Below are 22,493 nucleotides of genomic sequence, written 5' to 3'. Positions count from 1 at the left end.
AAACTTAAATTCCCATATAGCCAACATGGCCCAAACCGGCCGTACAAGCATACAAAGTCATAATAATAATTGAGTAGAAGGCACCATTGATGATTCCCGAAACAAATGCATTCGCAAAGCTTCTCCACCAACCAGCGTTCATCTTTACGCCATCTGCAAGAACATTTCTAATGCCAAAAATCAAAAGCGGAATCAAAACAATAGCAAAAAGTGGTGACCTCAAATTAAGTGCCACAAATACTAAAAGCATTGAGGTAATACCCGTTATACGAGCTCCCGCGCGCTGACGGAACGTCAACTGCTCTGAAGGAACCTTAATATTTACGATAAAGTCGCCAGTTGCAGAACCATTTGTTCCTGCATTTCCCATTCCAGGAACTCTGATCTGATCGCCATCATGCGAGTTAGCTGGTACATCAACCATAATTTCACTTGCAGACAAAACACGTCCAGAACCACCACAAACGTCGCAGGGATCCTGCACAACGTGTCCAGCACCATCACACTCTGGACAATCAACTCTAAACTTTCCTACTCCAAAAATGGAAGAAAGATCAATATCAATGTGTCCCGTTCCATGGCAGGTAGGACAGGTAGTTGCCTCAGCTTTATGCTGAGATCCCTTACCAGCACAAGCATCACAAGTAACAAAGCGCTGATACGTGATGCCTTTCTTAACGCCATTTTTAGCGTCTGTATCATTCAGTGTTAAGTCGTAGACAATATCTGCGCCAGTCTGAGGCTTGTATGCACGAGAGCGTTTTTGAGATCCAGTGGTCCAATTAGTAAAGTTGATATCACCAAACGGGAAGCCTCCCTCAAAAGGAGAACCTCCATAGGCAGATCCGCCTGGATAACCAGAAGGACCATAGCCGCCGCCATAGAAAGAACCGCTTCTCATTGCGTCATAACGACGGCGTTTCTCGGCATCTGACAGAACAGCATATGCCTCAGAAACCTCTTTAAAACGCTCTTCAGCATCGGGCTCTTTATTGATGTCTGGATGAAGCTTACGAGCTTTAGTTTGAAAAGCTTTTCTAATTTCTTCAGCTGTCGCGGACTCAGAGACACCAAGGATGGCGTAATAGTCCTTCTCGTTCATTGCAGCCATGAAATCTCTCCGATTCAACCCGTTACAACTTATGATTATAAGAACAGTTGAAAGTGTACCCACATGTTTTTAACTTAATGCAACCAAATCCCATTAAGAATATTCGTTAACTACATACATGAAAAATCGACATACTATCGAATGTGTTCATGACTTTTTCAAACTGCAAATGAAGAAAATTATCAAATGTTTACTTATGATATTCCCGTATTTTAAATGCATACTTAGTTAATAAATCTTTCGAATAGATTTTTTTACCTTTTGAATCTCTAACTTCTTTCCAAAGAACAGAAGCCACCTTTAATTTATTAGAATAGTTATAGCTATTTTTATCTGCACAAAAATCTTTTAAAAATTGATTCCACTGACAAGCCGAATTATCGTATTTCGCATAATCTAAATCACCATAATATACATTTAACAAATCCCTGATTGTAAATGCACTATTGTTCTCTCTCTTAACTTTTCTCCAAGCAGCAGCCATATCAGCAGTAAATTTAAATGGTGAAACTTTTGTTAAAGAAGAAAAATATTCTCTAAACTTTGAATTAAATGAGAAGCCACACTCAAGCAATGACGAATTTAAAGTAACAATTTTTTTATTGACTTTTTTATTCTTTGTAAGTCTTTTCTTAATCAAATTACCTTTAAAATACTGCTCAATAATATTATTGAGCTCTTGTTTTGTACCTCTATATTCCAAACCTAAAGACTTACATATTTGCATAAGTTCTTCACGATACCAGTAATACTTAATAAACTCATCAAAAGATGTAATATCATCAAAATTAGGTCTTTTTTCTCCCATTCTTCAATCCTTTTCTTATTTTTCAATTATTTTGAAACATCAAGTAAATACTAACTACATCAAATAAATTTTTCTAACATTATCTTAAATCCCAAAGACGTCCATAGAGCTCGTTTCCAAGCAGCCAGCCCTTCTCGGTAGGCCTGTACGTAGTTTTATCCTTAGAATCTTCGTTATTGACGCATTCTAGCAGCTCATCATGCAAACAGGAGTCAAGCACTTTTTGCATCGATGGCGCTCCAAATACTCGTTCAGACTCATTCAATAGCGCAGGCGAAATTGGTTCCATAAGGCGAGCATGCAGCATCAAATCTTCTGCCACAGCTTCTCTATGGGTTAAAAATTCAACATCAAACTCTGTCGAGAAGAGCGATGCGCCTTCAGCAATTTTTTTTGGAGAATCAAGAACTACCAGCCGTGCGCGAGCAGCGTCTTGTGGACGCGCAGGTAAAGAGGTGTTCTTCTCTGCAAGCATATCGTACTCAGGTGCGGTGAGCATGCTTGCAGCGCTCGTACCAAGACCAAGGTACGACTCGCCTGTCCAGTACATCTTATTGTGCTTACAGCTCTTCTGATTGCGAGCATAACTTGCTACCTCGTAGCGTTCGAACCCCGCCGCTTGAAGCATCTTTGAGGCCGCTTGCATTCGATCTGCCTGCACGTCGTAGGCGTTCCAAGGAGTGTCTTTATCTTGGGTTTGTTTGGCCAACGCCGTGCCGTCTTCAATAGTAAGTGGATAAACGCTCACATGATCTACTCCAAGCGAGACAAACCTTGAGAGCGAATACTCCCAGGAACGCTCTGTTTGCTCAGGAATTGCACACATAAGATCAACCGACACATCGTAAGCATGCTCTTTTGCGGCTAAAACCCTGTCATACGCGAGGTCTGCCGAGTGAATTCTGCCAAGCCTCTTAAGCTCATTATCGTTAAAGCTTTGAACTCCCAAAGAAATTCTCGTTACCCCACCTTTAGAGAGATTGGCGAGAAAATCGTCAGATAGTGAGTCTGGATTTGCTTCCATGCTGAACTCACTAGGCTGCGTAAGAGCTGAGACGTTCTGCGCCAAATCTACCGCATCTTGACCGAGCAAGCTGGGAGTTCCGCCTCCCATATAGACCGTTTTAGTAGCAGCTAACAACCCAAGCTGAGCGGCTTCATCTAGCTGATGTTTTAGTGCTTTTACGTAATCTTTCATGCGATTATCGTCTTGTCTTGTGGACCAAGAAGAAAAATCGCAATAGAAGCATTTTTGTGCGCAAAACGGAATATGCAGGTAAAGTGCAGGAGTGGCCGTTTGGTTGTATTTAGACTGCCAGGAATCCACAACAAATCACTAGCTCATAGGTAGATTATGCTCAGGAAATTCTTGCTCACCCTCAAGCCGCTTGACGGTTTCTTTAATCTCTAGTGCAAGATCAATAAAATCCTGGGCCGTAACGCACTTTACTGACTTTCCACGCCAATAGGCTGCGTTTGGAATACCTCTAAAATACCAGGTAGAAAGGCTTCTAGCGCGAGCAATATGAATATCCGCAGCGTCAAGCAACCTTACATGCATCATAAAAGATGCAAGCATTTGGTCAAGCGTTGGAACAAGCACAGGTTGACCCTCAACTAAAGCTTGAGTGTTTTTAAAAATCCACGGATTTCCGTACGTTCCGCGAGCAATCATTACAGCCGTTACACCTGTCTCTGTAAGAGCATGAGCTGCTGCTTCAGCAGAGAGCATATCGCCAGAGCCTATAACCGGAATTGAAACAGCATCGCAAACTCTATTAACGGTCTCCCATTCCGCCTGACCTCGATACATCTGGGTGGCAAAGCGGCCATGAATAGCAACAGCAGACGCTCCAGCAGCCTCCATGGCGCGAGCAAACTCAGGTGCCACTTCCTCATCCTGACGTCTACCACGCCTAATCTTGACAGTGACAGGTACGCTAACCTCAGACAGACAAGCCTTAACCAAATCTGCAGCAAGCTCTGGGGTATCGAGAAGGGCTGAACCCTCCCCTTTTTTAACCACCTTAGGAACAGGACAAGCCATATTGATATCGATAAGAGCCAGCTTATCCCCTAAACGCTCACTAATCTGAGCTGCTGCTTCTTTAAACTGATCTGGCTTTGAACCAAAGAGCTGAACAGCAATATCAGGCTCTGTTGCAAGAGGCTCTACAAGCTCCCAGGTTTTCTCGCCACCATAATGAATTCCTGCAACAGAAACCATTTCTGAATACGCAAGACCTGCTCCGCCAGCTCGAGCCATAGTGCGATACACGCCATCGCTGACACCGGCCATAGGGGCCATAAGCACGGGATTTGCAGACAGGCGCTCCTTGAGTGAAGTGCCTAACGCAAAAGGAATAATGCGAGAAGAAAGACCAGCTTCAGGAGCACAGGTTGCAATAATAGTTTGAAGCGATTCCACAGATACCTTCTACTCGTCATCAACCTTGAGAACAGCCAAGAACGCCTCTTGAGGTACTTCGACTGAGCCAATCTGCTTCATGCGCTTCTTGCCCTCTTTTTGCTTTTCAAGCAGCTTGCGCTTTCTGGAAATGTCGCCGCCGTAGCATTTAGCCAAGACGTCCTTTCTACGTGCGCGAACGGTAGAACGAGAAATGATTTTATTGCCAATAGCACCCTGAATAGGAACCTCAAAGAGCTGCTGAGGAATGATGCCTTTTAGTCTGTCGCAAAGACCACGAGCAAGATCATATGCTTTGTCTTTGTGAACAATAAACGAAAGCGCATCAACAACGTCTCCAGCAAGCAAGATATCAAGCTTAACCAGGTCAGAAGTGCGATACGAATCAAACTCATAGTCAAGTGAGGCATAACCTTTGGTTCTACTCTTAAGCTGGTCAAAGAAGTCCAGAATAAGCTCGGCCAAAGGAATGCTAAAGATCATCTCGACGGACTTATCAGACAGATACACCATGTCTTCAGATACGCCACGATGATCAACAACAAGCTGCATAACCGTACCAACAAACTCAGGAGGCACAATAATCTTTGCCTTTAGGTATGGCTCATCAATGCGGTCAATCTTGGTAACCTCTGGAAGATCTTGAGGACTGGTAATCTCAATCATAGTTCCATCGGTCTTATAGACGTGATAGTCAACAGAGGGACTGGTAGCAATCAAGTCCAGGTCAAACTCACGCTCAAGACGTTCTTTGACAACCTCCATGTGGAGAAGACCCAAAAAGCCTACTCTGAAGCCAAATCCCAAAGCAACAGACGTCTCTGGAGACCACGTAAGAGATGGATCATTAACGTGCAACTTATCAAGTGCATCACGGAGATTCTCGTACTGTTTGTTATCAACCGGGAAAAGACCGGTAAATACCATTGGTTTTGCCTCGCGGTAACCTGGTAGTGGTTCTGAACAAGGATTTTGCTTGTAGGTAAGCGTATCTCCAACGCGAACAGCTTCAGGGTCTTTGAGGCCAGTGACCACATAGCCAACTTCACCAACAGAAAGCTGGTCAACAGCCATCTCAAGAGGTCTCTTAGCGCCAACTTCTTCAACAAGAAAAGGCACAGATCCCTGCATCATAAGAAGCTGGTCGCCAGCCTTGATTGAACCATCAAAAACACGCACCGTTGCAACGACGCCTCTGAACTGGTCAAAATACGAGTCCAGAATAAGCGCCTTAAGTGGAGCTGTAGGGTCTCCCTTTGGAGGAGAAACCAAATACACCAAAGCCTCAAGAAGCTCGTGAATACCCTCACCTGTTTTACCGGAGACACATACCGCATCATCAGCCGGGATAGCAAGGACATCTTCAATTTCTACACGTACCTCTTCAGGTCGAGCAGATGGAAGGTCAATCTTATTGATTGCAGGAACAATATCCAGGTTAGCGTTCATGGCCAGCATGGCGTTTGAGACTGTTTGAGCCTCCACGCCTTGCGTTGCATCAACAACCAGCACCGCTCCTTCGCAGGCAGCCAAAGACCTTGAAACCTCATAGGTAAAGTCGACGTGGCCTGGAGTGTCAATCAGATTGAACTGATAGCGTTCTCCATCATCTGCGTCATACATGACGCGGACGGCGTTTGATTTGATGGTAATTCCACGCTCACGTTCAATGTCCATAGTGTCCAAGAGCTGTGACTCCATATCGCGTTCTTCAACGGTATGAGTAAGCTCCAAAATGCGGTCACTGATGGTAGATTTACCGTGATCAATGTGCGCAACAATAGAGAAGTTGCGAATATGTGAAGTATCCTGTGTATTCATAAGGAAAATAATAGCGTAAACTACCCCCTTCGTGCTATACTTCAACAGCTGCCTCAAACGTGTCTCAGCGAAGAGGCCTCACATAGTAAACACCGAAAGGAACCGCACGTGGCTAACATCAAGTCTCAGAAGAAGCGTATTCTCACCGCTGAGAAGGCACGCCAGCGCAACAAGGCTGTCCGTTCCGAGCTTAAGACTGCTATTAAGGCAGTTCGCACTGCTGTTGAGGCAGGCCAGCTTGAGGACGCACAGATTGCAGCTAACAAGGCATCCCGCCTTCTTGACAAGGCTGCTTCTAAGGGCATCGTACACAAGAATCAGGCTGCTCAGCGTAAGAGCGGCGTTCAGAAGCTTGTTAACACCCTTAAGTAGTTCTTATCTACTTTTAAACTTTTTAAAACGGACTCCTTGGAGTCCGTTTTTTCTTACCTGAATTCTTTGAATCTACACATTTGCGACGCCGCACAGAGCAAAGATAAGCTTGGTCATTGTGGTTGTTTTATCTTCTCCACTCTTAAGACCACGTTCTGCATCTGCACAGAGGCCCAGAATATGTTCAAGCTCGCCATCTGCAAATTGACGCGCCCATCGTGCATAATTTCTTACTTGCCAGTCCTGCTTGCCCAAAACTGGAGCAATTTCCCGTTCTGTACCACGCTTAACCATAGACCTGGCGCAAATAAGCTCTCTTACGCGTCCAGTCATAAGTGACAGATTTCCAATAGCTCCCGATTCATCCATCTGACTGTAAAGCTCCAAAGCCTTTTGAGCATTTCTCGCTGATAAACTGTCGAGAAAATCCCACGGCTTGACCTCAACCACTCGTGCAACATGAGTTTCTACAAATTGAACGTCAATTGCACCAGGACGACCCAACAGAGCTGCTAGAGATTTAATCTGAGAATCGAGCATGGTGGTATTATCGCCAACACGACTTACAAGCTCGTTGGCCACATTTGCTGGAATTTGTAGCCCATACTTTCTTCCAAGATCTCCTATATATTTAGGCAATTCACTTCTGGTCATTGCACCACAATTAATAACTGCGAGCTTACCTAAAGCATCAACTGCTTTGTAGAGCCTTGTTGTTTTTGCAAGCGTCTTTGCAGAAAGCATCAGCGTGGTAGTTGGATTGGGGTTCTTTAGATACTCAACAAGAGCCTCGGACACAGACTTAGGCAATTTACCTGCATCATCAATGACAACAATTCGTCTAGAATCACCCATAGGAAGTGTTTGAGCGGATGACAGAACAGATTCTGGAGTCAGCTCAGCGCTTACAGAAATCTCATCAAGGTTAAACGTAATAAAACTCTGGTTAAGACGGCTTTTAAGTTTGTCAATAGCCCTCGCGCGCTTCATCTCGTCAGGGCCAACAGCCAAATATGCAGCTAGTAGCTTAGCCTGCTCCGCCATCTTTTTCCTCCTCTAAATCTGTATCTACTTTAGCATGTTGCACACTTACCCTAGGTCCATGTTCTCCGGGAAATACGGTGACGTCTCCATAATCTTTTGTGCAATAAAACCTTGCGCCAACACCCTCTAAGATATCCACCGCTTCCTGTTTAGGATGACCATAACGATTATTTTTTCCAGCACTTGCAATTGCTACCTCGGGTTTTAGCACACGAGCAGTTTCTGGATAAAGCGACTTTGCTGCACCATGATGTCCAACTTTTAAGAAATCTATATCGCCTACATCGCCTGAATCCACCGTCTCTTTTGTCTGATCTCTTTCAGCGTCTCCCGTTAAAAGCGTAGTTAAGGTATTTTGCCCATCGTTATACGTCACATAGAGCTCAACCGACGCATTATTAGCTTCTTTAGCTTTGTATCCCCTATGTGGCCACACAACGCGGATATGAAAGCGGCCGACATCAAATTCATCACCATATAAAACTTCATAGGAGCTGCTGCCGGAAATCCTCTGAATAGCTCTCTGAAGCTCAGGTTTTTCTTGTTTTGCTATTCCTTCTCCAACTAATACCCGACCTGCTTTCACCGAACCAACCATATACCTCACGCCACCAGCATGATCCTCATCAAGGTGTGTGAGCAAAATAGCATCAAGATATGAGATGTGTTGTCGCTCTAGAGCGTCATTAACCACATCTCCCACACTCGTGTCTACGAGCAGAGAATGCGCGCCGTCACTGAGCAATATGGCATCTCCTTGGCCAATATCCATCACACAAATTCTTGTTGGCGAGAAAAACTTCCAGTAGATACTTAAACCCAAAATAAGCATAAACACCATCAAACAAATGCCAGATAAAACTACTCTTTTCCCTTTTGGCCAAAACACGTAAAGAGCCACCATTGCTGCAAACACAAGCAATGAAACTATCCAGCTCATGTCAGTTAACGACACGCTTGCAAAAGATCTTTCAGATAAAAAAGAAGCGAGAATCTCTATAAGCTGACCAAGAGAATCTACGAGAAAAAGAGCAATATCTTGAACTGGCTTAAAGCCACTAAAAACTATTACCCCAATTCCAAATAAGCTCAGAAGAGAAAACAAGCTTGTAATTAAGGCACTTGAGAGAGGTGCAAGTAACGAAAAGTGACCAAAATACACACATGAAATTGGAAGGCATGAGAGCTGAGCAACTGTTGTCGCACACATAGTGTTACGTACATGAGAAAACGGTTTTCTCAAAACCTTCTGCACTTTTCCATAGCCAGATACGTGAAAGGCAATTTTTGCATAGTACTGAGCAAGGCTGCCGTATATATTCATTCCAAAAATACAAGCTAGTGACAAGGTAAAAGCAATGTTTACGCTCAGCTGTGGATCAACACAGAGCATGAGTAGAGCCAGAGTAGAAACAGCAGATAATGTGTGTTTTTTCCTGCCAACACATTGCATAACGTATTTTTGTTCAACAAGAAATATTGCCCTTATTGCAGACGCAGGTAATCCGCAGAAAAGTGCGTAACTACTGAGTAGAAATAAATTTAATACTCCTCTCAAAAGTGGTTTTAACGTCAACTTTTTAAGTAATGCATCAATAAAGGTAGAGAGAATTACCATGTGACAACTAGAAATTGCTATAAGGTGCATAAGACCACAACGCATAAATATCCTAGGAATGTTAAAGCTATACAAGCTAGGCCTATAGGCACAAAGGCCACATGCTGCTAATGCTCGACCAAAGCTCACCTCTGGCTGAAGTTGAGAAATGCAGCTTTCTCTAAATTGAGCAACTTCTCCAACAATCCCCTCATCATAAGATGTGGAATTTACCTTGGTTATCTGAATTGAACCAAGTACTCCTCTCTTAAATTGTTCTTCTGAAAACTCCTTATCTTTATATTGTGTAAACCTCCCTTCGCAGCACAGATGTGTTTCTCGTAAGAATGGTTCTTTGGCATGTATGCCAACAGACCCGATACAGCCACCTTGGTAAAAGACAGACGCCTGACCAGTCCATGCATGATTTTTGTAAACTAAATCTCTTGATACAACTAGTTCAAAATCATGTACGGAAGTTGACTCTAAAAGATTCACTGACGCCATTTGACTGTCGTATATAAAGGAAGACCTGATAAGAATAATTACAAGTAAGAGTAAAACTACCCCAACAGTCATAAGGCTAGTATGCGCATGCTTTACATACCAAAGTCCTAATGCCGCCGCCATGCAACTTCCTAAAATCTGAAGCAAAATAGTATCAAGCGTTGCGTTTCTTGCGATAAAAACATGCAGCCATACGCAAACAAATAGCAAGATACAAAGGCTATACGGAATAAAAGGCCTAGAGGGTTGTTCTATCACCTTAGACACGAATATTGTCCTTGAGCTGATCAAACTTTTTCTGACCAATACCAGAAACGCGCATCAAATCTTCAGTGGTCTTAAAGGGTCCGTTCTTTTGTCTATCTGCAACAATTCGTTTAGCCAAGCCTTCTCCAACACCATGAAGCTTGGTAAATTCTTCTACGGTTGCTCGATTAATATCTACAACTGTCTTTTTGTCACTCTTCTTATCCGTCTGTTTATTACTTGTAGCTTTATTCTGATCTGGCTGCGAAAACTCTGGCGGCGCTTCTTCTCCCTTTCGAGGAATATAAATTTTTTGACCATCTTCAACAGGAGACGCTAGATTAATGCTTTGACTGTTGGCATCTTCAGTCAAGCCACCTGCTATTTGAATTGCATCGTTTACACGTGGATTTACCATCTGAAGTGCATACAGACCGGGTGATTTAACGGCTCCATCAACATGAACCATCATTTGAGGAGATGCTTCTTTAATCTTATGGTCATCTCCTGGCTGCTCTGTAGACTTATCCTCTTGGGAGTGCTGTGGATTTTCCGCAACAATCGCGCTCTGTGTAGAGTTTGCCTGATTATGCGATCTGTCAAAAGACTCTGATGTTCCAGCAGAAATTATTCCAATTAATACAACTCCTGACACAACAGCTAGGACAACCACAGCGGCAACCGCTATGAGTTGTTGCTGAGATAGATTAAATCTTCTCATCAATTTATTAATTACTTGAGTGCGGTTATTTGAAATCTGAGCCATACAATCACCTCAGATTTATATTCAACTATTAGGTTAATGAGAAGCACTACTTTTAAAGATTCATCTAATAGCTTTGTCCTAAAACTGCTGGTAATCTGACACAGTTATCAACAATTGCCAGATATATTGCACAAACTAACAAGAACAGAATTGCTCTAAATAAGACTATCAAACCACTCGCATAAAAAATCCGCCCTTTTACGGGGCGGATTCTAAAAATGCATCTGAGCAAAGCGATCAAAAGTTTTGAGCAGTGAAAATATCCTAGTCAGCAATAAACTCTGCAGGAGCAAGTTCTTTATGACGAGCAGCAAGCTTTTTAGGTGGCTTATATGAAGGACACTGACTAAAGTCAATGTACTCAATATGCTGCATAAGGTCATCGATCATTGCTTCATGATCAAAGGAATTCCATGCTTCAAGAACTTCTCGCATTCTTGCATGAGTCTCAGGACGGCGAGGCATAAACAATGTGCAGCAATCTGGAGCCGTCTGCGTTGAGATATCAAACGTGTTGATATCTTGGGCGCGACGGATGATTTCTTGCTTATCAGAGCCAATCAGAGGCCTCAAAACAGGTATGGTGACCGCCTCGTTGACAGCAGCAATGTTATCAAGCGTCTGAGAAGCAACTTGACCAAGTGACTCACCAGTTACCAGGGCTTTAGCACCCTCAAGCTCTGCAATCTTCTGTGCAATGATGTACATTACGCGACGATACATAATGACACGAAGAGCCTGTGGAACAGCAAGGGAAATCTCACGCTGGTGCTCGCCAAAGGGCACAACATACATTCTGCCAATAAGACCAGCAGGTTCAAGAGCCTCAATGATATCCTGACACAGATATTCGCTGGTATCGGAAGTCATAGGACGACCAGAGAAGTGAACTGGAATTACCGTAGCTCCCCTACGACCAACCATCCATGTGGCAACAGGAGAATCAATACCGCTTGAAAGAAGCGATACTACTTTGCCCGCAGTACCAACAGGAAGACCACCAACGCCGTGAATAGATGCAGCGTAAACGTATGCGTTACCCTGAACAACGTGTACATAAACCGTCATATCCGGATTATGCATCTGAACTTTTTTATCAGGGAAATTCTCGCAAAGGACTGCGCCTACAAGCTGGTTAATCTCAATGGAATGCTTTGGATAGACCGTTGAGGAACGACGAGCATGCACTTTAAACGTAGTAAAGTCACCGGACTCCCCCAGCGCCTTCACGGCGGCGTGACAAAACTCCTGCTCATCTAAGCCACAACGATACGCCAAAGAAGCACGTGCAACGCCAGGAACCTGGGCCACAGCATGTTGCAGCTCTTCAGTTGCTTGTTTGTCAGTGGTTTCTACAAGAAGGTAGCCAGAAATGCGAGAAACCCCCGCCACTAGAAAGTGTCGGAGGGCTCGTCGCAAATTTGTTACCAACTGATTTTCAAAAGTGGATCGGTTCTTACCCTTTAAACCAATTTCGTGGTAGTGAACCAGACATACTCTTTCAGTCATAACTCTTAGTAAACGATGGTGTTCTCGCCCTTAATTGCCTCGTCAAAAGAATCTTTAACAAAGCCAAGGGTACCGTCGTTAATCTCTTTCATAGCAATAGAGACAGAATCTTTACCACTTGCAACAGTAGTAATGTCATCAAAATCCTGAACAGCGGTTACACGCAGGTGCTGACCGTGAAGCATATTGTTAATATCGCAAGCACGCTTAGAAGCAAGTGAGCAAAGCAAGAATGGATTCTGCTCAGTCTTCTGAAGCAGGCTGTCAATCTCAGGCTTAATAACAGACATTAAAGCTGACCTCCGTCTGATTCATAGTCATCAAAAACTTCCTCAAGCTTGCTCAGAGCAGTCTCAAGGTTGTCGTTCACAATGCAAACAGTATAGTCGTTTGCATGCTCCATTTCACGCGAGGCATTAGAAAGTCTCGTAGAAATGGTCTTCTCGTCTTCTGTACCGCGACCTCTAAGACGCTGTTCAAGCTCTTCAAATGAAGGTGGCTTAATAAAGACGAGAATGGCGTTGGGATATTGTTTGTGGACCATAAGTCCACCCTGAACGTCAATCTCTAGAACAACAGACTGACCTGCAGAAATCAGGCGATCAACCTCGGATTTGAGCGTGCCATAGCAATGGCCATGAACATGAGCCCACTCAAGGAATTCACCAGCATCAACGCGCTTTTTAAATTCTTCATCGGAGAGAAAATAATACGCAACTCCATCGACTTCTCCTGGTCGTGGAGAGCGCGTAGTAGCCGAAACCGTCAGGCCTAGGTTTGGGCGCTTGTCCCTCAACAGAGAGACAAGCGTTCCTTTTCCTACACCTGACGGTCCAGATACTACAAAAAGTTTGGCTGAACGAGCCACTACTTGGTCAGTGCCTCGAGGAGCTGCTCACGCTGACGAGCGCCAAGGCCCTTAACGCGGCGAGTTGCGGAAATTCCGAGCTCGTCCATAATCTTTGCTGCCTTTGCCTTGCCATAGCCAGGAAGGGACTCGATAAGAGCGGAAACCTTCATACGCTCAGCAATAGGATCGGTAGAATCAAGGACCTCTTTAAGGGAGACCTTACCAGTCTTAACCTTCTCGCGAAGCTCTGCGCGAGCGTGACGAGCCTGAGCTGCCTTCTCAAGTGCTGCCTTGCGCTGCTCATCGGTAAGTGTAGGTAGAGCCATTGTTCCTCCAAACATCGTTTTCGTACGTCATATACGAAACTCAATTTAATGTGCCTTTTGCACTTCAGCAAAATAGTTTGCCACATAACACGTTATTTACAAGGGGTTTTTTAATATTTACGCATCAAAAACCACCTGTTCACCATAATTCCAAAAACTTTTGCTAATTTTTAAGCTCAGAAATGATGGCTTCAAATGCTTCAACTGGATCGTTTGCGCAGGTAATTGGCCTACCAACTACCAATTTGCTTGCTCCGGCCTTAATTGCTGCAGAAGGTGTGGAGATTCTGACTTGATCGCCCTTCTCGGCACCCTCTGGACGTACTCCTGGGGTCACAATGAGTGCATTTGGTCCTAAAAGCTCTCTCATTTCCTGTGCTTCCTGAGGCGAGCAGACAATTCCGTCAGCACCAGCGCTGTAAGAAAGAGAAGCCAAACGAGCAACCTCGTCCTTAATGGAACCATCAACACCAATAGAATGGAGCGCATCCTCGTCCATACTGGTGAGGACAGAAATAGCCACTAGCTTGGTACGGCCGGACTCATCAACGCCACGCTCTACGGCAGCCTCTTCTGAACCCTCACGACCAGCAGAAATCATCTGAGCGGTTCCCAGGCCGTGAATAGAAAGAATGTCTGCGCCAGAAAGCGATGCAGAGTGGACAGCGCCCTTAACCTGGAATGGAATGTCATGCACCTTGAGGTCCAAGAACACCTTGAAGCCGCGAGCATGCATCTCGTCTACCATCGAGGGTCCGTAGCGATAAAAGAGCGTCATGCCAACTTTGACCCAACGTGCGTGGCCGGCGAGAAGATCGGTGAGCTCCAGAGCTCTTTCTCTTGTGCAATCAAGCGCAACAATAACGGCGTCGCGTGCCTGCTCGTCTGTTAGCATTCAACAGCTCCAATCAGCTCGTGGATGTCAGATACTCCCTGAGACTTTGCCCAGTCAGTAAGCTCATTTAGAATACGTGGAGCACACAATGGGTCGTAAAGGTTTGCAGAACCCACCGAGACAGCCGTAGCGCCCGCAAGGATAAACTCTGCAGCATCCTCGCCCGTTTCTACGCCGCCAACGCCGCAGATAGGAATGGAGACCGCACTTGCACACTCCCAAACCATGCGAACTGCAGCGTTATGGCAGAGAGGACCACTCAGGCCACCTGTTGGCTTAGAGAGCCTGCTCTTTCTGGTGTGGACGTTAATTGACATACCAGGGATGGAGTTGATGAGCGTTAGACCGTCAGCGCCTGCGGCCTCAAAAGCTTTACCAATCTCGGCAACGTTGACGGGGGCCATCTTAACCAGAATGGGCAGCTTTGTCAGAGGACGAACTGCCTTCATGATCTCTGTAGCCTGGTCTGGAGTACCACCGAGGGGCTTACCGCCCTTCTCGAGATTTGGACAACTCACGTTAAGCTCAATAGCTGAGATGTGTGGATTAAGCTCTTCAAGGCGCTCGACAACGTCAATCATCTCCTGAACGGAGTGTGCCGCCATCTGCATGATGACGCGCGTACCACGGCCTTCAAGATCTTTCATGTAGTCATCAGTATGGGCGATAAAATCGTCCACTCCAGGATTGGCAAGGCCAACGCTGTTCATCATGCCGCCGTTGAGCTCGCACATACGAGGAGCTGGGTTTCCTTCCCAAGGAACGCGAGCAACACCCTTCATAGTGATGGCGCCAAGCAGAGAAACGTCGTAGAAACCCTCAAACTGCCAACCGTAACCAAAGGTACCCGCAGCGGTATTGATAGGATTTTTCATCTGGATACCGCCAAGATTGACGGCCATTTTTACCTGATCTACCATGCGATCTCCTTTGCCTCAAAGACAGGTCCAACCATGCAAGCAGACGCATAGCCGCCCTTAGCAAGTGGGACATTGCAGGTGTTGCATGCGCCAAAGGCGCAGCTCATCATACGCTCCATAGAAACCTGGCAGGCAACGTTGTTGGCAATTGCAAGCTTGGCCACGCTTCTCATCATAGGCTCAGGACCGCAGGTATACACAGCGTCCCAAACACCTTGACTTAGAGGTTCCTCCAAAGCTGCTGTTACAAAGCCCTTAGTACCCTTAGAACCGTCATCAGTTGTGACGTACACGTTCTGTGCGCCCAAGGCGAGAAGATCTTCTTCTCCAAAGAGTTTCTCGGCAGTTTGTGCGCCAATGACCGCGTCAAACTCAACACCTAGCTCGGTAAGCTTACGAGCTGCCGCGATAATTGGTGTGATACCCACACCTCCCGCTACCAGGACGCTTCTTTTACTGGAAGCGTTGAGGCGCCAGGGACGACCACAAGGAGCAGTCATGTCACTGGCGTCACCAGGCTTCATCTGAGAAAGCCTGCGTGTACCCTCGCCTACCGTTGCGTAGATAAGCTCGAGCGTATCGGTTGCTTTATCAGCTAGCGAGAAGGACAGCGGAATGCGAAGAATATGGCGCTTATCGCCTGGAACATTAACGTTTACAAACTGACCAGGCGCTAGAGACTTACAGAGACCTGGCACCTTGAGCTGGGCTCTATACAGATTCTGGGCAACCTGGGTATTACTCAGAACCGTAAAGTCAAATACCTGTACATTTCCACGTAGTGGCATTACTTTTCCCCTCCAGGAACAATTACTTCATTGGCAAGAACTCGCTTACCATCAACAAACACATCTGTTGCAACACCATAGAGCTCAGCGCCAATGAAGGCGGAGTTCTTGGACTTGCTCTCAAAATACTCTGTCGTAATCTGAACCTTCTTTTCTGGGTCAAAAAGGGTCAGGTCAGCCTTGTAACCTGCAGCAATCTTAACAGGCTCAAGACGCAGAATACGACGAGGATTAACGGCCATTGCGCGAACAAGACCAGTGTAAGAAAGCTTATTGGTGCGCACCATATTAGTGACCATCAAAGGCAGCGAGGTCTCAAGGCCAATGCAGCCAAAGTAAGAGATTTCCCACTCACAGTCCTTCTCGTGAGCTGCATGAGGTGCATGGTCGGTAACAATACAGTCAACTGTACCGTCTGCGACTGCAGCCTGAAGAGCAAGCGCATCCTCAGCAGTTCTGAGTGGTGGATTCATCTTAAGATTGGTGTTATACGTATCGGTGATGTCATCCTCAGACAAGAAGAGATGGTGAGGGCAAACCTCAGCGGTAACCGGCAAGCCTTCCTTCTTAGCTGCACGTACCAGCTCTGCTCCCCTGCCCGTTGAAATGTGGCAAATGTGCAGAGGACAGCCGGTAAGGCGGCAAAGATCAATGTCTCTGGAAATCTCCAGCTCCTCGCCAAGTGCTGGCCAGCCAAACATGCCAAGGCGCGTACTTGCACGACCCTCGTTAACAACGCCACCAGCACTGATGGACTCAATCTCACAGTGAGCAGCAACAACGCGGTCAAACTGGGAGACATACTCCATAACGGTGCGCATCATACCAGCGCTTTGAACGCCGTGGCCGTCGTCAGAGAATGCGGATGCTCCCTCATCAACCATGTTGCCAATCTCAGCAAGCTCCTGTCCCTTAGAACCCTTGGTTAGAGCACCCATAGGACGAACGTGAATGAGACCAACCTCATTGCCACGATCAATCTGGAAGCGAACAGCAGGACCGTTATCAGTAACAGGGTTGGTGTTTGGCATGGTAGCAACGTCAGTAAAGCCACCATGAACTGCAGCTCTAGAGCCCGTCTCAATGGTCTCCTTGTACTCAAAGCCTGGATCTCTGAAGTGAACATGCATATCAACAAGGCCAGGGGTCAACACCTTGCCTTTTGCGTCAATAACAGTATCGCCCTCTTGAGGCTTAACCGTAGCTGCAACTTCAGCAATGGTTTCTCCCTCAATACGGACGTCCATTACCGCGTCAAGATTAAGCTGCGGGTCTACAACACGCGCGCCCTTAAGCAGAAATGCCATCAGAGTCTCCTCCCAGAAGCAAATACATTGCGGCCATGCGCGTCAAAACGCCTGCATTGACCTGGTCAAGAATACGAGAGCGAGCGCAATCGGCCACCTCGCTGTTAATTTCCATGCCACGGTTCATAGGACCTGGGTGGCAGATAATTGCTTCAGGCTTCATCAGCTTGCTGCGGCGCTCGTCAAGGCCCCAAAGCCTGTTGTACTCACGGCGAGAAGGAATAGGAGCTCCTTCCATACGCTCCAGCTGCACGCGGAGCATGTACACGACGTCAACATCACCAATGACCTCATCAAAATGTGAGGTCTGATAGCAGCCAAACCAGCTTGGATCGTCTACGTGGAATGTTGGAGGTCCAACGAGAACAACCTCTGCACCCATAGTCTTGAGTGCTGGCACCAAAGAACCAACAACGCGACTGTGAGAAAGGTCGCCAACAATGGCAACTTTAAGGCCATCAAGATGCCCAAAGTTCTTGCGAATGGTATAGAGGTCAAGCATGGCCTGAGTGGGGTGCTGATGCTTGCCGTCACCAGCGTTGATGACAACGGCATCAGTGTGCTCAGTAATCTTCTGCGGTGTACCTGCAAGTCTTGCACGGCAGATAAACATATCAACGTTCATAGCGTCGATAGTCTGAATGGTATCTGCCAGAGACTCTCCCTTAACCACAGATGAAGTAGATCCTCCCATATTTAAAGCGTCAGCCGAGAGGCGTTTCTCGGCAAGCTCAAATGAAGAGCGAGTCCTGGTAGAAGGCTCTAAGAACAGGTTAACAATGGTGCGCCCACGAAGTGCCGGCACCTTTTTAATGTCTCTGTTATTTACAGCTTCAAACGACTGAGCTGTATCAAGAATCTGCTGGATATCGTCACGCGTCAGGCTGTTTGTATCAATCAAATGTTTAACTGAAAGCATTAGTTTCCTCCCTCAATAAAGGGGTCAGAATAGTCAGCTTCGTACAGCAAGACGCAGTCCTGACCATCAATTTCTTTAACATTTAAGCTGACTACCTGGCTCTTTGATGAAGGAACATTCTTTCCCACATAGTCAGGTCTAATGGGAAGCTCGCGATGACCACGATCAACAACAACTGCTAGCTGAACGCGCTCAGGACGGCCATAGTCAATGAGGGCATCAAGTGCTGCTCTGATAGTTCTTCCGGTCTGAAGAACATCGTCTACCAGCACAACGCTTGTACCCGTAATATCAAAATCGATATTAGTTGCGTGGAGAACCGGTGCGGTGTTTCTTCTAAAATCATCGCGATAAAAACTGATATCAAGTGAGCCAACTTTTGGCTTAAATCCGGTAAAACTCAAAATCTTTTCCGCAAGACGAGAAGCCAAAACCTCTCCACGGCGAATAATGCCCACCAAAGCAACGTTTTCAATTGAATCGTTATTCTCGACAATTTCGTGAGCAATTCGTGTAAGCATGCGGTCAAGGGACTGATCGTCCACAATGAGAGAGTGCGAACCTTCTTGAGCCATAGCGCCTCCAATAAAAAAGATACCTCACCTGACCAGGCACAAGGTATCCAAAAGGCAAAACTATGACTATGAGCCTTACGGGTATCTCGTACCACATTTAAAGACACACATATTGTACTCGTACAGACCCTAACTTTTGGTTAGGAATTTTAATTATCTCTTGAGGTGCTCGTAAGCTTCACAAACTTCATCCACAGGACCAAGCATGCGCTGCTTGCCCTTCTCAATCCAAATGGCACGGTCACAAATGCGCTGGACCAGGTCAATGGAGTGAGAAACCAGAAGAACCGTAACATTATTAGAAGCAACCAGCTCTTTGATGCGGTTCTCGCACTTTTGCTGGAAGAGGAAGTCTCCTACCGAAAGTGTCTCATCAACAATGAGCAGGTCAGGCTCTGTAACGGTTGCAATTGCAAAGGCAATACGTGCCACCATACCAGAGGAGTAGTTCTTGAGTGGCATGTCCATAAAGCCCTCAAGCTCAGCAAACTCTACAATCTGGTCAAAGTGCGAGTCAATAAACTCCTTCTTGTAACCAAGAAGAGCGCCATTGAGGTAGATATTCTCTTTAGCGGTAAGCTCCATGTCAAAGCCAGCACCAAGCTCAATAAGCGGTGCAATAGTACCCTTGACCTCGCAAGTTCCCTTAGAAGGCTCAAGTACGCCCGCAATGATTTTGAGCATGGTAGACTTGCCGGAACCGTTGGTGCCCACCAGGCCAAAAGCCTCGCCACGCTTTACTTCAAACGAGATGTCATCAAGAGCCTTGAACTCTTTAAAGGCTACCTCGCCGCGTGCAAAGGCAATAAAGTACTCTTTCAGCGAGTTGAACTGCTCAGAGGCAATGTTAAAGATCTCCGAAACGCCGTTTACCGCAACAACGGTCTCTGCGTCTTCAGATGGAAGCGGTGGACGCATAAAATCGTCATCGCCTGCAACAACTACCCAGGCAGTTACTGTCTGAGGGTTGTTGTGTGTGTCAAATGCATCAATGTAGAGATGATAGCGACCAGGCTCTGGGAAGGTATATGTCCACGACGTATTAGGAATTGAATCACCAAATTGATGCTCTGTGGTATCCCAAAAACCCTCATCCCAACGGTCGTTCAAACTCCACACATAGTGGAATTTAAAGCCTTCAGGGTCTGCACCAATAATCTTAGGAGTAGCAGTTACAGTTTCTCCTGCACGAATCTCGTGCGTATCTAAGGAAACCTGAACTGACCAGCCTAACTCTTTATTTGGTGACTCAGACATACAACTCCTCTAATCAACTATTGCCTGAACAGTATAGCTGATTATGGCGAGAAACCCGACTTTTTAAGAGACTTCTCTACTTCTGTGGTGCCGCTGTGGTGGTACGAACAATAAGCTTTGGAGCAATTCTAATTGCTTCAGGCTCATACCCCGCCTCAGATGCACGTATTGCATGCTCAAGGGCTACGCGGCCACGCTCCAGCAGGTTAAAGCGAACGGTTGTCAGCGAGAAGTTTGGTAGATAGTCTTCAAGAGAGTCGTCAACACCAACAACGCTCACGTCTTCCGGTACGCTCAGTCCCACTTCTTCAAATGCCGCAATGATACCTAGCGCCATCTGGTCATTTGCTGCATACACTGCAGTAAAATCACGGTCTTCTCGCAGTTTTTTACCAATTTCATAGCCACTATTGGCGGTCCAATCGCCAGCTAAAGGCTCAACAGTTTCTAGCCCATATTCAGACATGGCATCTCGCCAGCCCTTCTCGCGAAATTGCGAGTCAATAGAGTATGAAGGGCCTGCAACAAAACGGATCTTGCGATGACCAAGCTCATAGAGGTGATCAATGACAAGCTTTGAGCAGCCGTACTGATCTGAGTCAACGGTTGTGCAGTAAGGGTGCTCGTGCATGGTAAGAAGCACTGTTCCAAGGCCTGGCTGCGGCACAAATGATTCAAAGTCTGATGCCATAAGGCTCATGCTGATAATCATGCCGTCAACAGGAAGATTGGACATACGATTAGAAATATCCTGCAGGCACAAGCCGTCGTCGGAGCCTTTCTCAATCATCGTAATTGCATATTCGTGTTCACGAGCTGCAGAAACAATGCCATCAAGCGTGGCTAAGTTACCAAACTCGCGAATGTCGTACAAGCAAAGTCCCACCGATTGATACGAGCCAGACCTCAACGACCTACCCGCAAAGCTTGGCCTAAAGCCCATAGACTCCATTGCAGCCTGGACTTTTTCTCGCGTGGCCTTACTGACGTTCTGAGCGCCATTAGCAACACGAGAAACGGTCTGCTGAGAAACACCAGCAACCTGTGCAACATCAGCCATTGAAACAGAGCGCTTATTTGAGCTAGAACTATGCGAGCGAGTCACGAATTCCTCCGATTATCTGCTTGTTTACGTACTCATACTAACAGGCAGATTGACATAACGCGATAAAATTGCATATTTATCAGCAAATTAAACGCTCACGGTAAAAAAAGAACCGTTCGGCGAGAAGGACTTTTGACCTGCGCTCTAACCGTTTGCCCCCGCAAAAATACCACTGACTGAAAACTTAATAATTTCCTGTTAGTTCGTTATGAGTACGTTAACATAGTAGGGGTAATGTATTATGAGTGGTATCTCGGAGGTATCCGATGATTGATGTTCGACCTTTTGATAGTTTTGTTAACTCCCCTGCTGCGCTTACCTATACTATTCGCGGCGCTCATTCAGCAGTTAAATTGAGTAATTTTGGTGCAACCATTCTTGGTATTTCAGTACCAGATATCTATGGCACGCAAGCAGATGTCGTTCTTGGCTATGGCTTGTTTGACTTGTATTTAGATAACCCAGCTTGTTTTGGCGCTTCCATTGGACCTTCTGCAAATCGAGTAGATAAAGCAGAAATCCCATTAAATGGAGTTGTCTATCACCTTCCTAAAAACAACGGTCCAGACAATCAAAATAACCTGCACACTGATCTTGTTGCTGGTATCCATAAGCGCATTTGGCAGGCAGAAATCGATGAAGCGCGTAATACGGTAACCTTTAGCATTGACCTGGTAGATGGAGAATATGGACTGCCAGGAAACCGTCATATTACCGCGGCCTATACGCTTGTTGAAGAAGCCTCACAGTCAACGCTAAATCTTACGTATACCTGCACAACTGATGCTGCAACTTTTGTAAACATGACCAACCATGTCTACTTTAACCTCAACGGTCATGATTCTGGTGATGTTCTTGGTCACCAGCTTACAATCCAGGCAGATTCATATCTGCCTCTACGAGATGACTCAGTTTCTGCAGGAACCATAGATTCTGTCGCAGGAACTCCTTTTGATTTCCGCACACCTAAGACTATTGGCAAAGATCTTGACGCAGATAATGAGCAGCTCAAAATTGCTCGCGGTTATGATCACTGCTTTGCCATTAATAACTATGAAAATGGCCAGCTACGCCACGCTCTTCTCGCCACATCAGAAAGCGGACGCTCACTAGAAATTCAAATTACCGCTCCTGGCGCCCATCTGTATACCGGCAACTGGCTTGATGAGGCACGTGCAAAAGACGGCGCTATTTACAAGCCTCAGGCTGGTTTTGCATTTGAGAGCGAGTTTTATCCAGATTGTGCTCACCATGCAGAGTGGCCTCAGCCCACCTGCACGCCTGAGCAGCCATACAGCTCACAGATTGTTTATCGATTCTTTTAAGATACCTGTAGCTTCAC

At 45.9% G+C, this 22,493-nt stretch carries 22 protein-coding genes; 2 read left to right on the top strand and 20 right to left on the bottom strand.

The window, feature by feature from the left end:
• Positions 1 to 4 precede the first annotated feature (4 nt).
• The 5 genes from HMPREF1492_RS06485 to lepA form a co-directional block, all read right to left on the bottom strand.
• The gene (locus HMPREF1492_RS06485; RefSeq protein ID WP_035437204.1) at positions 5 to 1,111 is read right to left on the bottom strand and encodes a DnaJ domain-containing protein; all 1,107 of its coding nucleotides are present in this window, start codon (positions 1,109 to 1,111) and stop codon (positions 5 to 7) included.
• Between the two features lie 190 nt (positions 1,112 to 1,301).
• Positions 1,302 to 1,919, bottom strand: a complete 618-nt coding sequence (locus HMPREF1492_RS06480) for an SAP domain-containing protein (RefSeq protein WP_035437200.1) — start codon at positions 1,917 to 1,919, stop codon at positions 1,302 to 1,304.
• Between the two features lie 79 nt (positions 1,920 to 1,998).
• Positions 1,999 to 3,246 (bottom strand): radical SAM family heme chaperone HemW, encoded by a 1,248-nt coding sequence (hemW, locus tag HMPREF1492_RS06475; protein ID WP_051479442.1) that lies wholly within the window; start codon positions 3,244 to 3,246, stop codon positions 1,999 to 2,001.
• Between the two features lie 9 nt (positions 3,247 to 3,255).
• Positions 3,256 to 4,347, bottom strand: coding sequence for a tRNA dihydrouridine synthase DusB (gene dusB, locus HMPREF1492_RS06470; RefSeq protein WP_035437197.1), 1,092 nt, complete (start codon positions 4,345 to 4,347; stop codon positions 3,256 to 3,258).
• Between the two features lie 9 nt (positions 4,348 to 4,356).
• Positions 4,357 to 6,168 (bottom strand): translation elongation factor 4, encoded by a 1,812-nt coding sequence (gene lepA, locus HMPREF1492_RS06465; protein WP_035437194.1) that lies wholly within the window; start codon positions 6,166 to 6,168, stop codon positions 4,357 to 4,359.
• A gap of 108 nt (positions 6,169 to 6,276) precedes the next feature.
• On the opposite strand from lepA, the gene rpsT reads away from it, so the two are divergent.
• Positions 6,277 to 6,540: a 30S ribosomal protein S20 gene (rpsT, locus tag HMPREF1492_RS06460; RefSeq protein WP_035437191.1), complete on the top strand. Its 264-nt coding sequence runs from the start codon at positions 6,277 to 6,279 to the stop codon at positions 6,538 to 6,540.
• Between the two features lie 72 nt (positions 6,541 to 6,612).
• Here rpsT and holA read toward each other — a convergent pair whose 3' ends face one another.
• From holA to HMPREF1492_RS06385, 15 genes are all read right to left on the bottom strand, one after another.
• Positions 6,613 to 7,584, bottom strand: coding sequence for a DNA polymerase III subunit delta (gene holA, locus HMPREF1492_RS06455; protein WP_035437188.1), 972 nt, complete (start codon positions 7,582 to 7,584; stop codon positions 6,613 to 6,615).
• Positions 7,568 to 9,811, bottom strand: coding sequence for a ComEC/Rec2 family competence protein (locus tag HMPREF1492_RS06450; RefSeq protein WP_035437186.1), 2,244 nt, complete (start codon positions 9,809 to 9,811; stop codon positions 7,568 to 7,570). The genes holA and HMPREF1492_RS06450 overlap by 17 nt, the downstream gene beginning before the upstream one ends.
• A gap of 136 nt (positions 9,812 to 9,947) precedes the next feature.
• Positions 9,948 to 10,700: a ComEA family DNA-binding protein gene (locus HMPREF1492_RS07325; protein ID WP_051479441.1), complete on the bottom strand. Its 753-nt coding sequence runs from the start codon at positions 10,698 to 10,700 to the stop codon at positions 9,948 to 9,950.
• 264 nt (positions 10,701 to 10,964) lie between these two features.
• Positions 10,965 to 12,209: a tRNA uracil 4-sulfurtransferase ThiI gene (gene thiI, locus HMPREF1492_RS06440; protein ID WP_035437182.1), complete on the bottom strand. Its 1,245-nt coding sequence runs from the start codon at positions 12,207 to 12,209 to the stop codon at positions 10,965 to 10,967.
• Positions 12,210 to 12,214: 5 nt separating this feature from the next.
• On the bottom strand, positions 12,215 to 12,499 hold the full coding sequence (locus tag HMPREF1492_RS06435; RefSeq protein WP_012808893.1) for a DNA-directed RNA polymerase subunit omega: 285 nt from the start codon (positions 12,497 to 12,499) through the stop codon (positions 12,215 to 12,217).
• Entirely contained in the window at positions 12,499 to 13,077 is a 579-nt protein-coding gene (gmk, locus tag HMPREF1492_RS06430) for a guanylate kinase (protein WP_035427669.1), read from the bottom strand. The genes HMPREF1492_RS06435 and gmk overlap by 1 nt, the downstream gene beginning before the upstream one ends.
• On the bottom strand, positions 13,077 to 13,385 hold the full coding sequence (gene mihF / locus HMPREF1492_RS06425; protein ID WP_012808895.1) for an integration host factor, actinobacterial type: 309 nt from the start codon (positions 13,383 to 13,385) through the stop codon (positions 13,077 to 13,079). Before mihF ends, gmk begins: the two co-directional genes overlap by 1 nt.
• Positions 13,386 to 13,548: 163 nt before the next feature.
• The gene (gene pyrF / locus HMPREF1492_RS06420) at positions 13,549 to 14,280 is read right to left on the bottom strand and encodes an orotidine-5'-phosphate decarboxylase (protein ID WP_035437179.1); all 732 of its coding nucleotides are present in this window, start codon (positions 14,278 to 14,280) and stop codon (positions 13,549 to 13,551) included.
• Positions 14,274 to 15,200, bottom strand: coding sequence for a dihydroorotate dehydrogenase (locus tag HMPREF1492_RS06415; protein ID WP_035437177.1), 927 nt, complete (start codon positions 15,198 to 15,200; stop codon positions 14,274 to 14,276). Before HMPREF1492_RS06415 ends, pyrF begins: the two co-directional genes overlap by 7 nt.
• Positions 15,194 to 15,988, bottom strand: a complete 795-nt coding sequence (locus HMPREF1492_RS06410) for a dihydroorotate dehydrogenase electron transfer subunit (protein WP_035427674.1) — start codon at positions 15,986 to 15,988, stop codon at positions 15,194 to 15,196. Before HMPREF1492_RS06410 ends, HMPREF1492_RS06415 begins: the two co-directional genes overlap by 7 nt.
• Positions 15,988 to 17,295, bottom strand: a complete 1,308-nt coding sequence (locus HMPREF1492_RS06405) for a dihydroorotase (RefSeq protein WP_035437174.1) — start codon at positions 17,293 to 17,295, stop codon at positions 15,988 to 15,990. Before HMPREF1492_RS06405 ends, HMPREF1492_RS06410 begins: the two co-directional genes overlap by 1 nt.
• Entirely contained in the window at positions 17,279 to 18,214 is a 936-nt protein-coding gene (locus tag HMPREF1492_RS06400; protein WP_035427676.1) for an aspartate carbamoyltransferase catalytic subunit, read from the bottom strand. The genes HMPREF1492_RS06405 and HMPREF1492_RS06400 overlap by 17 nt, the downstream gene beginning before the upstream one ends.
• A complete protein-coding gene (gene pyrR / locus HMPREF1492_RS06395) occupies positions 18,214 to 18,789 on the bottom strand; it encodes a bifunctional pyr operon transcriptional regulator/uracil phosphoribosyltransferase PyrR (protein WP_035437172.1) in 576 nt (191 codons plus the stop codon). The genes HMPREF1492_RS06400 and pyrR overlap by 1 nt, the downstream gene beginning before the upstream one ends.
• A 153-nt stretch (positions 18,790 to 18,942) precedes the next feature.
• A complete protein-coding gene (locus HMPREF1492_RS06390; RefSeq protein ID WP_353573412.1) occupies positions 18,943 to 20,046 on the bottom strand; it encodes an ABC transporter ATP-binding protein in 1,104 nt (367 codons plus the stop codon).
• A 76-nt stretch (positions 20,047 to 20,122) separates the two neighbouring features.
• Entirely contained in the window at positions 20,123 to 21,151 is a 1,029-nt protein-coding gene (locus tag HMPREF1492_RS06385) for a LacI family DNA-binding transcriptional regulator (RefSeq protein ID WP_035437170.1), read from the bottom strand.
• A 266-nt stretch (positions 21,152 to 21,417) separates the two neighbouring features.
• On the opposite strand from HMPREF1492_RS06385, the gene HMPREF1492_RS06380 reads away from it, so the two are divergent.
• On the top strand, positions 21,418 to 22,476 hold the full coding sequence (locus HMPREF1492_RS06380) for an aldose epimerase family protein (protein WP_035437167.1): 1,059 nt from the start codon (positions 21,418 to 21,420) through the stop codon (positions 22,474 to 22,476).
• Positions 22,477 to 22,493 lie beyond the last annotated feature (17 nt).

This window comes from Atopobium sp. BS2, assembly GCF_000565075.1.
Taxonomy (GTDB): Bacteria; Actinomycetota; Coriobacteriia; order Coriobacteriales; family Atopobiaceae; genus Lancefieldella.
The sequence above is the reverse complement of the archived record's forward strand: the minus strand, read 5'-3'. Positions and strand labels throughout refer to the sequence as shown.